The sequence below is a fragment of the Liquorilactobacillus capillatus DSM 19910 genome, from assembly GCF_001434915.1.
Classification (GTDB): Bacteria; Bacillota; Bacilli; order Lactobacillales; family Lactobacillaceae; genus Liquorilactobacillus; species Liquorilactobacillus capillatus.
In genome coordinates, this window is record NZ_AZEF01000007.1 from 52448 (window position 1) to 67053 (window position 14606).

Here is a 14606-nt window from a genome sequence, read left to right on the forward strand (position 1 = left end):
GAAAAATTGATGCCTCAAAAGACAAAAAACACACCAATGATGGAACAGTACCTAGCTGTTAAAGAGCAATATCCAGATGCCTTTTTGTTTTATCGTCTAGGTGATTTTTATGAGATGTTCTATGACGATGCAATCAAAGGGTCTCAACTTTTAGAATTAACACTGACAACACGTAATAAAAATGCGGCTGATAAGATACCGATGTGTGGTGTCCCACATCATGCGGCCCAAAACTATATTGATATTCTAGTTGATCAGGGCTATAAAGTGGCTATTTGTGAACAAATGGAAGATCCTAAGCTGGCTAAGGGAATGGTTAAACGTGAAGTAATCCAGTTAGTGACGCCTGGGACAATGATTGATCCTTCTGCTAGTGAAGCTAAGGAAAATAATTATCTTACGGCTTTGCATGAGGACGAGGGGAAATACGGGTTAGCATATGTTGATCTGTCCACAGGTGAACTGAAGACAGCAACATTGGATAGTATCAGTCTTGTTCTAAATGAACTAATGAGTTTGCGAACCAAAGAAATTGTAATTGATGCTTCTGTGACCAAAGAAAGTTTAGCAAAAATAGCAGTACTTAAAGTATTGGTTTCAAAACAAGATGACGTAAAAGAAAGTTCTGAAACAAGTTACACTATTCAGGATTTGAAAAACAGTCTTGAAATTAAGGTAGTTCAGCATTTAGTGACTTATCTTAATGTTACACAAAAACGCAGTCTCGGCCATTTGCAGAGGGCAGTTCATTATGAACCAACTGATTTTTTAAAAATGGACTCTTACTCTAAACGTAATCTGGAAATTCTTCAGAATAGCCGCACAGGTAAAAAGCAGGGTACTTTGCTCTGGTTGTTGGATGCAACTAAAACGGCTATGGGAGGACGCTTGCTGAAACAATGGTTAGAGCGCCCATTACTAGATGCAAAAAAAATTGTTAGTCGTCAAAATAAAACAGAATCGTTGCTGCAGCATTATTTTGAACGCAGTACTTTACAAGAAGAGCTGACAAGTGTTTATGATCTAGAGCGTCTAGCAGGACGCGTGGCATTTGGAAATGTCAATGGTCGTGATCTAATCCAGTTAAAACAATCATTACAGCAGGTCCCCAAAATAAGTTATGTTTTAAACGAATTAGATGATGGGAACTTTACCGATCTTTTAAAACAGCTTGATCCGGTGGAAGATGTTGTTGATTTAATTGAAAATGCAATTGTAGACGAACCGCCTATTTCAGTTAAAGATGGTGGGATGATCAAGGAAGGATATAACACAGAGCTTGATGAGTATACGGATGCAATGAAAAACGGTAAACGCTGGTTAGCTGAAATGGAAGCCCAAGAACGTCAAATAACTGGTATTAATAACTTAAAGATTGGTTTTAACCGGGTCTTTGGCTACTATATAGAAGTATCAAAAGCACATTTGGCTAAACTACCCGCAGAACGTTATGAGCGAAAACAAACGCTAACTAACGCTGAACGTTTTATTACACCTGAACTTAAAGAAAAAGAAGCAATGATCTTGGGAGCAGAGAGTAAAGCAACTGAATTGGAGTATCAGCTTTTTGCCGATATTCGCGAGCGGATCAAGGAACAAATTAAACGCCTACAGCGACTTGCACATGCGATCGCTATTTTGGATGTATTACAGTGTTTTGCGGTCGTTAGCGAACGAGCACACTTTATCAAGCCGAAGTTAACAGTCAACAAACATGATATTGAGGTTATTGGTGGATGGCATCCGGTTGTCCAGCAGGTGATGGGGAAGCAAAGTTACATTCCAAATGATGTTGTAATGTCAGCGAAGCTTAATATACTTTTGATAACTGGGCCTAATATGTCTGGTAAGAGTACTTATATGCGCCAGCTGGCACTAACTGTTGTTATGGCACAGATTGGCTGTTTTGTTCCAGCAAAAAGTGCGCTTTTACCTGTTTTTGATCAAATTTTTACCCGTATAGGTGCAGCTGATGATCTAATTGCGGGACAATCAACTTTTATGGTAGAAATGAAAGAAGCTAACCATGCACTCAGCTATGCAACGCGTAATAGTTTGATCCTGTTTGATGAAATCGGTCGTGGAACTGCAACCTACGATGGGATGGCTTTAGCACAGGCAATTATTGAATATATTCATGATCATGTGTTTGCCAAAACGCTTTTTTCGACCCATTACCATGAACTGACAGCCTTATCTGAAAAATTACCTGCTCTGCAGAATATTCATGTTGGAGCTGTTGAGAAAAATGGGGATTTAATTTTCTTGCATAAAATGCAGCCAGGAGCAGCTGATAAATCATACGGGATTCACGTTGCTAAACTCGCGGGGATGCCAGAAAAGCTCTTAAAGCGGGCGGATCATATTCTAGGAGAGCTAGAAAGTAAAAATAAAAAGCCAGCTGTGACTAAACCATTGGTAGAAGTAGACCCAACTGATGAGCTACCAGCAGAGAATTCCGAAGAACAGTTGCAGATAAAAGAAGAACAGCTGTCATTGTTTGAACCGACTCAAACTCCCTTTAAGAAAAGTGATCGTAAAGTTTTGACTGAGTTAAAAGAGGCTGATTTAATGTCATTAACACCGCTTGATGCAATGAATGTTTTGTACAAATGGCAAAAGGACCTGAGAAAGAAACGGTAGTTGGAGGTAATTTTAATGCCAAAAATAAAAGAACTTGAAGAAGTACTTGCTGATCAGATTGCTGCCGGAGAAGTTGTCGAAAGGCCAGCTTCGGTGGTGAAAGAATTAGTTGAAAATGCAATCGATGCTAAAAGTACCCAAATTGATATCGTTGTTGCAGAGGCCGGTTTAAAACAAATCAAGGTAATCGATAATGGTGAAGGAATTCCAGCAAATGAAGTAGAGTTGGCTTTCAGAAGGCACTCAACGAGCAAGATAACCAGTAGAGATGATTTATTTAGGATCAAAACACTTGGTTTTAGGGGTGAAGCGCTACCTAGTATCGCATCAGTTGCTGATGTCTCATTGGAGACTAAAACAGCAGATGCTGTTTCGGGTGTTCTTTTACACGTTAAAGGTGGTGAACAGCTGGAAAAGAAAAGCAGTGTTCGTCCGCAGGGAACTGAGATTATAGTTAACGATTTATTTTATAATACACCCGCGCGCTTGAAGTATCTAAAGAGCTTACAAACTGAACTGGCGGCGATTAGTGATATTGTGAACCGTTTAGCTTTAAGTCATAATAATATTGCGATCTCATTGACTAATAATGGGCGTGTGTTACTGCAAACTGTCGGTAATGGGGATGTACAACAAACAATCAGTGCTATTTATGGTGTGAAAAATGCACGTCAGATGATTGCCTTTAATGGTAAAGATCTTGACTTTAAAATTAGGGGTTATGTTTCACTGCCTAAATTGACTCGAGCAACAAAAAGTTATATTAGTTTGCTTTTGAATGGAAGATATATTAAAAACTTTCAACTAAGTAATGCAATTATTAGGGGCTATGGTTCTAAATTAATGGTTGGGCGTTATCCAGTCGCGGTCGTTGATATGACACTTGACCCACTACTGGTAGATGTAAATGTTCATCCGACAAAGCAGCAGGTCCGTATCAGTAAAGAAGAACAGTTAGCGCAGTTACTGACAAAGTCAGTTTATGATCGGATAGCACAAGAAAACTTGATTCCTGATGCTTTAAAAAATCTAAATCAGAAAACGCGCAAGGATGTTAATATTGACCAACTTCAAATAGACTTGAATGAGTCTTCACGATCGTACTATCACGATAAAAAGAGGGTCATTTCTCCACCAGCAGAGCGAGTCACCTCGTCAGAAGAGAACTTAGATACTAAATATAATGAAGGTGAGATAAATAATCATGCAGCTAAACAAGCGATCATAGAAAACGTAGATGAAAGTACGCCGACTGTGACGGTAGTTAAAGATAAAAATGATTTAAAAAACCAAAGCTTAGCTGCTTGGGATGAGAAATATCTAAAAGCAGCAACACAACCTGTTGAAGAACAGATGAATCCACTTCATCTAGTAGACCAAACAGAACAGGCAAAGGGACAGCGGCAAGCTGAGAAACGTTTCCCAGAACTGACTTATGTTGGACAAATGCATGGGACGTATTTGTTTGCGGAGTCGCAAGATGGTTTATATATTATTGACCAGCATGCGGCACAGGAGCGCTGCAAATATGAATACTATCGCAAGAAAATCGGTGAAGTAAATTCCAGCCAACAAGATCTGCTGGTGCCGATTGTTCTTGATTACATGACAAGTGATGCACTTGTCATAAATGAAAACTTGTCGAAATTTAAGCAACTAGGAATAGAATTAGAAGAATTTGGTCCTAATAGCTATATCATTCGACATCATCCAACCTGGTTTCAGGAAGGACAAGAAGAAGAGACGATTCGTGAATTGATTGATTATGTCTTAAAAGACGGTAAAATAGATGTTGCGACTTATCGCGAAAAAACAGCTATCATGATGAGCTGTAAACGTTCGATCAAAGCTAATCATCATTTGGATGATAAACAGGCTAAAGCTTTGTTAGAGCAGTTAAAAAAGTGTGAGAATCCTTTTAACTGTCCACATGGACGACCAGTGCTAGTTCATTTCACAAACTCTGACATGGAGCATATGTTTAAACGAATTCAAGACCCGCATCAGAGTTTGCGTGAACAATCATAATAAGTAATTTTTTGAGGAAGGAAGAATAGATGTACGAATATTTCAGAGGTAAGATAACAGAAGTCACACCTTACTATATTGTGGTAGAGGTTGGGATGATTGGCTATCAAGTTTATGTTTCTAATCCTTTCAGGTATCAAGTAGATGAGCAAAGTGAGGTAAAGGTGTATATTTATCAAGCTGTAAGGGAAAATGATATTACACTTTACGGTTTTTGGGATCTAAATGAAAAAAGCATTTTTGTTAAACTACTTAATGTTTCGGGGATCGGACCTAAGAGTGCACTTGCTATTTTAGCTAATGATGATCATCAAGGACTAGTCACTGCAATTGATAATGAGGATATCGGTTACTTAACCAAATTCCCAGGTGTGGGTAAAAAGACAGCTAAACAAATTGTATTAGACTTAAAGGGAAAAATGGATGTGGATGCTACACAGACAGATTTGATTGGGCAGCAGGGCTTAGACTTAGCTACGCATAGTGGTGGGGCCAATCAGTATTTTGAAGAAAGTATCGCGGCATTGACAGCCTTAGGGTATACTAAGACAGAAGTTAAACGAATTAGTAAGAAACTGGTACAATTTAAGGGCAGCTCAACTGATGAATATTTACGTGAGGCATTGCGGCTGCTGATCAGCAAGTAATTTGAGGAGGTGTCTAAATGTCAGACGATGACCGCATAATATCAAGTGATTTAGTTGATGATGAGCATGAAAGTTCACTGCGGCCGCAGATGTTTGCTCAATATATTGGACAAAAAAAGATTAAAGATGAGTTACAAGTGTACATTAAGGCTGCTTGCCAACGTCAAGAAGCGCTCGACCATGTTTTACTCTATGGGCCTCCAGGACTGGGGAAAACTACGCTAGCAATTATTATTGCAAATGAACTGAAGGTGTCTATCAAAACAACTAGTGGTCCTGCAATTGAACGTCCAGGAGATCTAGTTGCACTTTTGAATGAGCTTGAGGCGGGTGATGTCCTCTTTATTGATGAGATTCACCGCTTACCCAAAGTAGTCGAAGAGGTTTTATACTCTGCAATGGAGGACTTTTACGTTGATATCGTCATTGGTCAAGGGCCAACTGCACACCCTGTACACTTTACGCTGCCACCATTTACTTTGATTGGGGCAACAACAAGAGCTGGACTACTATCAGCTCCTCTACGTGACCGTTTTGGAATAGTTGCACATATGAACTATTATACTGAAGACGAGCTGTCAAAAATCGTTGAACGTTCAGCTGATATTTTTCAAACACTGATCAGTTTAAGTGGTGCACATGAGATTGCTCGTCGTTCACGAGGAACACCGCGGATCGCTAACCGTTTATTGAAGCGTGTTCGTGACTTTGCAGAAGTTGCTCATCAAAAAAAGGTTGACGAGCAGATTGTCCAGTATGCACTTAACTTATTACAAGTTGATGATCATGGTCTGGATGAGACTGATCGTAAAATGCTGAAAATAATGATTGAACTTTATAATGGCGGACCGGTGGGTGTGAATACTATTGCGGCTAATATTGGGGAAGAGATCGAGACAGTTACCGAGATGATTGAACCATATTTGATGCAAAGTGGCTTTATTAAGAGAACACCGCGTGGTAGAGTTGTGACGCAAGCTGCATATGAACATTTAGGCTTGCCATATATTAGAAAATAATAACGATTCTTTTTTAAAGAAAGGTGAAAGTTTTGGCAGAAGAACATTTGACAACAGAAGATTTTGATTATGATTTACCCCAGAATTTGATTGCACAGACACCATTGAAAGAGCGTGATCATTCACGGATGCTTATTTTAGATAGTAAAACGGGCGCTTATAAGGATGATATTTTCTATAATGTCATTGATCAGTTGAATGCAGGGGATGCATTAGTGATGAATGATTCACGAGTTATGCCAGCCCGCATTTACGGTGTTAAACCAGAAACGGGTGGACATATTGAAGTCTTATTATTAAATAATACCCAAGGTGATAACTGGGAGACATTAGTTAAACCTGCTAAGAGGGCAAAGGTGGGGACCCGGATCGTTTTTGGAGACGGTAAACTGAGCGCTGTTATCACTAAAGAGTTAGAACATGGTGGGCGAATGATCAGATTCGAGTATGACGGAATCTTCATGGAAATTCTTGATCAATTAGGTGAAATGCCCTTACCGCCGTATATTAAGGAAAAGCTAGATGACCCTGAGATGTATCAGACGGTGTATTCCCGTGAAGTCGGGTCGGCTGCTGCGCCCACTGCTGGTTTGCACTTTACCAAAGAACTGCTGCAAAGAATTGCGGATAAAGGTGTACGGTTAGTTTATCTGACTCTCCATGTTGGCCTGGGAACCTTTAGGCCCGTCAGTGTTGAAAATATTGAAGATCATAAAATGCACAGTGAATTTTACCGGCTCTCAGAAGAATCAGCTAAGGTTTTAAATGATGTTCGTGCTAACGGCGGTAAAATTGTCGCGACTGGGACGACCAGTATACGAACGCTGGAAACGATCGGCACAAAATTTAATGGTGAGATTCGTGCGGATAGTGGTTGGACAGATATCTTTATTAAACCAGGTTATGAATGGAAAGTAGTCCAAGCATTTATTACTAATTTTCATTTACCTAAATCAACTTTAGTAATGCTTGTTTCAGCATTTACAGGACGAACAAATATTTTGAATGCTTATAAACATGCTGTGGAAGAAAAATATCGCTTCTTTAGTTTTGGCGATGCAATGTTTATTAAATAACGATAATTAAGAAGAAATGGAGAACTTTTAATGACTGAACCAGCGATCAAATATCGTTTGATCAAGAAAGAAAAGCATACTGGTGCCCGATTAGGTGAGATCATAACTCCACACGGGGCTTTCCCAACGCCGATGTTTATGCCGGTGGGAACGCAAGCTTCTGTGAAATCACTGGCACCAGAGGAATTAGATGCAATGGGAGCTAATATTATTCTCTCTAATACTTATCATCTATGGCTACGGCCTGGTGAAGAACTTGTTAAAGAAGCCGGTGGACTGCATAAGTTCATGAACTGGCCTAAGGGAATACTAACTGATTCTGGTGGTTTTCAGGTCTTTTCGTTAGCCAAGATGCGAGATATTACAGAAGAAGGAGTTCATTTTCGTAGCCATTTAAGTGGCGAAAAACTTTTTCTGTCTCCGGAAAAGGCAATTCAAATTGAAAATGCTCTTGGCGCGGATATCATGATGAGTTTTGATGAGTGCCCACCCTTTTTTGAGACGTATGATTATATCAAGAAGTCCGTCGAACGAACGAGTCGTTGGGCTGAAAGAGGCTTAAAAGCTCACCAAAATGAAGCAACTCAAGGATTATTTGGAATTGTTCAAGGTGGTGGACATAAGGCACTTAGAGCACAAAGCGCGCATGATTTAGTTTCAATGGATTTCCCCGGTTATTCAATTGGAGGATTGTCTGTTGGTGAGAGCAAGGCAGAGATGAATCATGTTCTTTCATTTACGACACCAATGCTGCCGGAAAATAAACCCCGGTATCTAATGGGAGTCGGTTCTGCAGACGCATTGATTGATGGTGTGATTCGTGGGGTCGACATGTTTGATTGTGTCTTACCAACACGAATTGCTCGTAACGGAACTTGTATGACGTCACACGGACGACTAGTAGTAAAAAATGCTGTCTATGCGCACGATTTCCGTCCGATAGATGATAGGTGTAATTGCTATACTTGTCGTAATTTCTCGAGAGCATATATCAGACATTTGATTAAAGCAGATGAGACCTTTGGATTGCGTCTAACTAGTTATCACAACCTTTATTTCTTGATTCATTTAATGCAGCAAGTTCGACAAGCGATCAAAGACGATAATTTACTTGAATTTAGGGAAAGCTTCTTTGAAGAATACGGGTTTAATAGTAAAAACCCACGAAACTTTTAAAAAATTTGGTTAAAGACCTAGTCAGTAACTTAAAACTTTGTTAAAGTTATATATGTACAGGCTTTATAGAGGGAGTGAAAAAAATGAACGGATCATTACCAACAATCATAATGTTCGTTGCTTTAATTGGTTTGATGTACTTTATGATGATTAGACCACAAAAGAAACAGCAGCAGAAACGGCAGGAAATGTTAGGTAACTTAAAAAAAGGTGATGCTGTCATTACGATCGGAAGATTACATGGTGTTGTTGATAGTATAAATAACGCTGATCACACGGTAACTCTTGATTGTGACGGTATTTTTCTGACTTTCGAACAATCTGCGATTGCAAGCGTTATACCTGCTGCAAGTAACGGCGGTACAACGATCGAAAAGAAGTCACCTGTGACTCCAAAGGAATCAGAAGAAGAAGATAGCGCTCCTGAGGATGAAGAAAAGAAAAGTTAAGATCATACTAGAGAAAGTGATGCTTAGGTAATTTTACAGGCACACTTTTTTGTTTTCTGCAGTGAGCAAGTTAAATGAGATTCTGGTTAGTCAGAATCTAAGAAAAAAATAAGTTGTATTTCTTAAATCGCAGTGTAAGCAGAATGTCGTTTTTTAGTTTAGCGGCTAACCATTGCGGCTGTAAGAAGAGATACGAACTAGTTAGTAGAATAAAAGGGTTATTTTTAGTTAAAAACACATTAAAGTGTTAAACTAATCAACTCTTACTTTTTGAGAAATTATGCTGACTATATTGCTAGAATTTGACAATTTAGGCTGAGTGTAATATTATTCAATCATCGAATATTTCGATGTTCGAAATACTTTTTGGGATAAGTGAGGTGACAAATGTGGTGCTTATGGATGCACAAGAAATTATGGACCTGATTCCTAACCGCTTTCCAATAATCTATATCGATTATGTCGATGAACTAAAGGCCGGTGAGTCAATCGTCGCTACAAAAAATGTAACGATTAATGAATCCTTCTTTAGGGGTCATTTTCCAGGTAATCCAGTAATGCCTGGGGTATTGATTATTGAAACTCTGGCACAAGCGGCTTCGATTTTAATTTTGAAATCGCCTGAGTTTGTTGGGAAGACAGCCTATCTGGGAGCAATTCACAAAGCTAAGTTCCGACGAGTTGTTCGTCCAGGGGATGTGCTTAAGCTACATATTACCTTGACAAAGAAACGGGAAAATATGGGAATCGTAGAAACGAAAGCGGTTGTTGATGGAAAAACAGCATGTGCAGCTGAACTGATGTTTATCGTGGCAAATCGAGACGAGAAGATCTGATTTTAATCGTGATATTTCGTTCTCGAATTGCAGTTAAATTGAAGTTGGATAAGGACGAACATTGAACACATGGAAAACCAAGTAAAAACAATCAATGATTCCCTTGTAAGGATTTATAATGACATTCTTTGGATTGAGGAACATGAACTGAAAAGAAGTCATTTTAAAGACGTCTCTATCAAAGAAATGCATGCAATTAATGCAATAACAATGTATGATAAAAAAACGGCATCGCAAGTAGCAAAAGAATTGCACTTGACGCCAGGTACACTTACTTCGACTATTGATCGGTTAAGTAAGAAGAATTACGTGACGCGGATTCGGTGCAGTGATGACCGTCGTGTTGTTCGACTCGGGCTAACTAAAAAGGGACGTCTTATGTACCGAGCACATGATGCTTTTCACCGTATGATGGTTCGGAGCTTTTTGAAAGATCTTGAACCAGAAGAAATAGAAACGATCGAAAAAGCCGTTTGTAACCTAGAGGATTTTCTTAGGGAGCATTCGTAAATTAAGGAGTAGACAGCATATTGGAGACAATTAAAGTTGTCAAGACTGCTAGCTATGTTCCAGCTAAAGTTGTAACCAATGATGATTTAAGTCAGATTATGGATACTTCAGATGAATGGATCAGCAGTCGGACAGGTATTAAACAGCGGCACGTCAGTGTTAATGAGAATACTTCACAATTGTGTTTTAATGTGGCAAAACTACTGCTTGAAAAGAGTGGCTGGGATGCTGCATCAATTGATTTGCTGATAGTTGCGACTATGTCGCCAGACAGTTATACGCCTGCAACGGCTGCGTTAGTTCAGGGTAAGATCGGCGCACATAATGCAATAGCATTTGATGTTAGTGCTGCGTGTTCTGGCTTTATCTATGGTTTAAATGTAGCTGAAAAATTTATGGGGTCTTCGAATACAGCTTGTAAGCGGGTCATGCTAATTGGTGGAGAAGTCTTGTCAAAAGTTATTGATTGGAGTGACCGGACGACAGCTGTTTTGTTTGGTGACGGAGCGGCTGGGATGTTGTTAGAACAACAGGATGACAGTGAGAGCCGCTTTATCGCTTCTAGTTTGCATACTTATGGTGAATTAGGTGATAAGTTGGAGGCGGGAAAGACTGAAGCACTGACAGCTTTTCCTATGACAGGTGAGCATCAAATCAAGGCCTTTTCAATGTCTGGAAGAGATGTTTATAAGTTTGCGACACATAAAGTCCCGTTATCAATTGAAGAAGCAGTGGCCAAAGCGGGAGTAACTTTAGACCAAGTCGATTATTTTGTTTTACATCAAGCTAATTCACGGATCGTTACCCAGATCGCTAAACGCTTAGAACAACCATTAGCGAAGTTCCCAATGAACATTGCTGAATATGGTAATACTTCCGCTGCAAGTGTCCCGCTTCTCTTAGATGAATTGATTACAAATAAGACACTTAAACGTGGGCAAGTAATTGTCTTAAGCGGTTTTGGCGGTGGGTTAACAGTCGGAACACAAATTATTAAATACTAAAAATAAAAAAAACAGGAGTGTATTAAAATGACAGAACAAGAAATTTTTAACAAAGTAAAAGATATCGTGGTTGAACAATTAGATGTAGATGCAGACAAGGTTAAAATGGATTCAGATATCAAAGAAGACCTTGAAGCAGATAGCTTAGATGTTTTTGAAATCATGAATGAACTTGAAGATGAATTAGATATCAAACTTGAAGCAGATGAAGGCGTAAAGACAATTAAAGATGTTGTTGCATACGTAAAAAAAGAAGTCGAAGCAAAATAATAATTTAAGGGAGTTCTTGGATTATGAAAATAGGCTTTTTATTTAGCGGACAAGGTGCTCAGTACAGCCAAATGGGGTTGGACTTATATGAATCAGATCAGGAATATCGTGCAGCGATTGACGAAGCAGCTGAACTGACTGGGATGGACCTTAAAGCTATTTACCGCAACGAAAATAATGAGTTGGCACAGACCGTCTACGTGCAACCCGCTATTGTTGCTATGAGCCTGGGGATAACCCGAATGCTTAAGAGAGATCTTCCGCAGCTGAATGTTCGCGGTATGGTTGGTTTGAGTTTGGGAGAGTACTCAGCTTTGATAGCAGCTGGAAGTTTGAATTTTAAGGATGGTATGCAGGTTTTAAAAGACCGTGCAACATATATGCAAAGTGATGCAGAGGAAACTGATGGTGCGATGGTAGCGGTTTTGAAGACGGATATTGAACTTATCAAAAAGGTCTGTCAAGAAGCCAGTACAGCAACTGAAGTTGTGTGTCCTGCAAATTATAATTCACCTAAGCAGGTTGTTATCGGCGGTAATAAAGCAGCTGTTGATCGTGCGATTAAGCTATTTCATGAGCAAGAAGTTAAAAATGTTATTCCATTAAAGGTTAGCGGGGCGTTCCATACCCCGCTTTTTAAAAAAGCAAGTACTTTGATGGGACGACGTCTTGCTAACGTGCGGTTTGAAAAAACAACTGTACCAGTGATTAGTAACACGACAGCACAACCTTTTATAGCTGATCAGATGCAAGAAGTTTTGACACAACAATTGATAACACCGACACATTTTTATCAGTGTGTCGACTACATGATTGCAGTATTAGGAATTGATACGGTTGTTGAAATCGGGCCGGGTCAAACATTAAGCAAATTTACGAAGCAGATTAACAGAGACATTGAACGCTATCACATTGATAGTCAAACTAATTACCAAAAATTTATTGAAGCAAGTCGAGGCTGATACTATGGAATTAAAAGGAAAGAATGCTTTTATTACTGGTAGTTCTCGTGGAATTGGGGCTGCAATTGCACTTCAATTTGCCCAAGAAGGCTGTAATGTTATCTTAAATGGACGCAAGGAGATCTCACCTGAATTGATTGAGAAAATCAAAGCACAGGGTGTACAGTGTAAAATTGCGTTAGGTGATGTTTCACAAACTGATGACGTCAAGAAAATGCAGACAGAAATTTTTGATGAGTTTGATAAACTTGATATTCTAGTTAATAATGCCGGTATTACAGCAGATAAGTTAATGATCGGAATGAAAGAGAAGGATTTTCGACGGGTAATCGACGTTAATCTTGTGGGGACATTCAACGTAACGCAGGGAATCCTTAAGAAAATGTCGCGTCAGCGCAGCGGCGTTATTATTAATCTGGCAAGTATTGTCGGCTTACACGGGAATCTTGGTCAAGCAAATTATGCAGCTAGCAAAGCTGGGATTATTGGCTTAACTAAAACGATCGCGCGTGAAGGTGCACTCCGTGGAATTCGCTGCAATGCGATTGCACCAGGGATGATTAATAGTGATATGACGGCTGAAGTTAGCCAGAAGATCAAGGACCAGATGGTAAAAGATATTCCGCTGCAACGTTTTGGTGAGCCTGTTGAAGTAGCAGAAACAGCAGTTTTCTTAGCTAAAAGTGATTACATCACGGGACAGGTTATCACGATTGATGGCGGAATGACGATCTAGGAGGGTTTTATCGATGAGTAGAGTGGTAATTACGGGAATGGGCGCCGTTACTCCTGTAGGTAATGATACGGCTACATTTCTAAAAAATATTTTTGCGGGTAAAATTGGTTTTAATAAGATTAGCAAATTTGATGCAAGTGAAACAGGGATTACAATTGCAGGTGAAGTTAAGGATTTTGATCCAAAACTTCGCGTCGGTAAGAAAGCAGCAAAACGGATGGACTTATTCTCACAGTATGCTGTTGACAGTGCTATTGCGGCAGTTGAACAAGCTGGAATCAATAGTGAGAACACCGATGAATACGATATGGGTGTGATTTATGGTTCTGGTATTGGTGGTTTAACAACTATTCAAGAACAGGTTACCAAGATGAATAAAAAAGGTCCGCAAAGAGTCTCACCTTTGTTTGTGCCAACCTCAATTGTAAATATGGCTGCTGGTAATATTGCGTTACAATTTAAAGCCAAAAATATCTGTACTGCCATTGTTACGGCTTGTTCTTCAGGTACCAATGCAATCGGTGAAGCTTATCGTCAGATTAAAGAAGGCAGAGCTAAAGTAATGTTGACTGGTGGTTCAGAGGCATCAGTTAATGAGATTGGAATCGCTGGATTTGCTGCTTTAACAGCATTGTCTAAAGAAACTGATCCAACACGAGCTTCATTACCATTTGATGAAGATCGTTCGGGCTTTGTTATGGGTGAAGGTGGAGCAACCTTAGTTTTGGAAAGCTTAGAGCATGCACAAGAACGTGGTGCTAAAGTTTTAGGGGAAATTGTTGGTTACGGAAGTACCTGTGATGCCTTTCATATGACTTCACCAGATCCAACGGGTGAAGGAGCTGCAAGAGCAATGCAGGAAGCAATTTCTGAAGCAGGTGTGACACCTAAAGAAGTTGGATATATCAATGCTCACGGGACAGCAACACACGCTAATGATTCAGGTGAAGCTAAGGCCATTAACCGTGTCTTTGGGGTTGATAGCCCAGTTAAGGTCAGCAGTACTAAAAGCATGACCGGACATTTACTAGGAGCTGCTGGAGCGATCGAAGCTGTTATTACAGTTGCAGCACTTGCACAAGGTCAACTGCCAGCTAATGTCGGTCTAAAGAAACAAGATCCTGAATGCACTGTTAACGTCGTGACGGAGAATGCTGAAAGTGCACCAGAACTTGAATATGCAATCAGTAATTCATTGGGCTTTGGTGGCCATAATGCAGTATTAGCATTTAGAAAATGGAGTGAGTAGG

Annotated in this window: 14 protein-coding genes; all 14 read left to right on the top strand. The window is 39.7% G+C overall.

Annotated features, from left to right (window positions below):
- Positions 1–9: 9 nt before the first annotated feature.
- The 14 genes from mutS (at position 10) to fabF (ending at position 14605) form a co-directional block, all read left to right on the top strand.
- Positions 10–2643 (top strand): DNA mismatch repair protein MutS, encoded by a 2634-nt coding sequence (mutS, locus tag FC81_RS01480; protein WP_057742381.1) that lies wholly within the window; start codon positions 10–12, stop codon positions 2641–2643.
- A 15-nt stretch (positions 2644–2658) separates the two neighbouring features.
- Positions 2659–4671 carry a DNA mismatch repair endonuclease MutL gene (gene mutL / locus FC81_RS01485; protein ID WP_057742384.1) on the top strand — a complete coding sequence of 671 codons (2013 nt, stop codon included), beginning with the start codon at positions 2659–2661 and terminating at the stop codon, positions 4669–4671.
- Positions 4672–4700: 29 nt separating this feature from the next.
- A complete protein-coding gene (gene ruvA, locus FC81_RS01490) occupies positions 4701–5318 on the top strand; it encodes a Holliday junction branch migration protein RuvA (RefSeq protein ID WP_057742387.1) in 618 nt (205 codons plus the stop codon).
- 17 nt (positions 5319–5335) lie between these two features.
- The gene (gene ruvB, locus FC81_RS01495) at positions 5336–6337 is read left to right on the top strand and encodes a Holliday junction branch migration DNA helicase RuvB (protein ID WP_057742390.1); all 1002 of its coding nucleotides are present in this window, start codon (positions 5336–5338) and stop codon (positions 6335–6337) included.
- Positions 6338–6369: 32 nt separating this feature from the next.
- Complete coding sequence (gene queA, locus FC81_RS01500) at positions 6370–7413, top strand: tRNA preQ1(34) S-adenosylmethionine ribosyltransferase-isomerase QueA (protein WP_057742392.1); 1044 nt, start codon at positions 6370–6372, stop codon at positions 7411–7413.
- 30 nt (positions 7414–7443) lie between these two features.
- The gene (tgt, locus tag FC81_RS01505; RefSeq protein WP_057742395.1) at positions 7444–8589 is read left to right on the top strand and encodes a tRNA guanosine(34) transglycosylase Tgt; all 1146 of its coding nucleotides are present in this window, start codon (positions 7444–7446) and stop codon (positions 8587–8589) included.
- 83 nt (positions 8590–8672) lie between these two features.
- Entirely contained in the window at positions 8673–9038 is a 366-nt protein-coding gene (gene yajC, locus FC81_RS01510; protein ID WP_057742399.1) for a preprotein translocase subunit YajC, read from the top strand.
- A gap of 389 nt (positions 9039–9427) precedes the next feature.
- The gene (gene fabZ, locus FC81_RS01515; RefSeq protein ID WP_034987865.1) at positions 9428–9874 is read left to right on the top strand and encodes a 3-hydroxyacyl-ACP dehydratase FabZ; all 447 of its coding nucleotides are present in this window, start codon (positions 9428–9430) and stop codon (positions 9872–9874) included.
- A 69-nt stretch (positions 9875–9943) separates the two neighbouring features.
- A complete protein-coding gene (locus tag FC81_RS01520) occupies positions 9944–10384 on the top strand; it encodes a MarR family winged helix-turn-helix transcriptional regulator (RefSeq protein WP_057742402.1) in 441 nt (146 codons plus the stop codon).
- Between the two features lie 20 nt (positions 10385–10404).
- Positions 10405–11388, top strand: coding sequence for a beta-ketoacyl-ACP synthase III (locus tag FC81_RS01525; protein ID WP_057742404.1), 984 nt, complete (start codon positions 10405–10407; stop codon positions 11386–11388).
- Positions 11389–11415: 27 nt separating this feature from the next.
- Entirely contained in the window at positions 11416–11658 is a 243-nt protein-coding gene (locus tag FC81_RS01530) for an acyl carrier protein (RefSeq protein ID WP_057742407.1), read from the top strand.
- A 23-nt stretch (positions 11659–11681) separates the two neighbouring features.
- The gene (locus FC81_RS01535) at positions 11682–12620 is read left to right on the top strand and encodes an ACP S-malonyltransferase (protein ID WP_057742409.1); all 939 of its coding nucleotides are present in this window, start codon (positions 11682–11684) and stop codon (positions 12618–12620) included.
- 4 nt (positions 12621–12624) lie between these two features.
- On the top strand, positions 12625–13356 hold the full coding sequence (fabG, locus tag FC81_RS01540; RefSeq protein ID WP_057742411.1) for a 3-oxoacyl-[acyl-carrier-protein] reductase: 732 nt from the start codon (positions 12625–12627) through the stop codon (positions 13354–13356).
- A 13-nt stretch (positions 13357–13369) separates the two neighbouring features.
- Positions 13370–14605 carry a beta-ketoacyl-ACP synthase II gene (fabF, locus tag FC81_RS01545; protein ID WP_057742415.1) on the top strand — a complete coding sequence of 412 codons (1236 nt, stop codon included), beginning with the start codon at positions 13370–13372 and terminating at the stop codon, positions 14603–14605.
- The last annotated feature ends 1 nt before the right edge of the window (position 14606 follow it).

Bases quoted from the DNA above. Each gene is read 5' to 3' on its own strand.
- mutS (WP_057742381.1), top strand. From the start codon at position 10: ATGCCTCAAAAGACAAAAAACACACCAATGATGGAACAGTACCTAGCT.
- mutL (WP_057742384.1), top strand. From the start codon at position 2,659: ATGCCAAAAATAAAAGAACTTGAAGAAGTACTTGCTGATCAGATTGCT.
- ruvA (WP_057742387.1), top strand. From the start codon at position 4,701: ATGTACGAATATTTCAGAGGTAAGATAACAGAAGTCACACCTTACTAT.
- ruvB (WP_057742390.1), top strand. From the start codon at position 5,336: ATGTCAGACGATGACCGCATAATATCAAGTGATTTAGTTGATGATGAG.
- tgt (WP_057742395.1), top strand. From the start codon at position 7,444: ATGACTGAACCAGCGATCAAATATCGTTTGATCAAGAAAGAAAAGCAT.
- yajC (WP_057742399.1), top strand. From the start codon at position 8,673: ATGAACGGATCATTACCAACAATCATAATGTTCGTTGCTTTAATTGGT.
- FC81_RS01520 (WP_057742402.1), top strand. From the start codon at position 9,944: ATGGAAAACCAAGTAAAAACAATCAATGATTCCCTTGTAAGGATTTAT.
- FC81_RS01530 (WP_057742407.1), top strand. From the start codon at position 11,416: ATGACAGAACAAGAAATTTTTAACAAAGTAAAAGATATCGTGGTTGAA.
- FC81_RS01535 (WP_057742409.1), top strand. From the start codon at position 11,682: ATGAAAATAGGCTTTTTATTTAGCGGACAAGGTGCTCAGTACAGCCAA.
- fabG (WP_057742411.1), top strand. From the start codon at position 12,625: ATGGAATTAAAAGGAAAGAATGCTTTTATTACTGGTAGTTCTCGTGGA.
- fabF (WP_057742415.1), top strand. From the start codon at position 13,370: ATGAGTAGAGTGGTAATTACGGGAATGGGCGCCGTTACTCCTGTAGGT.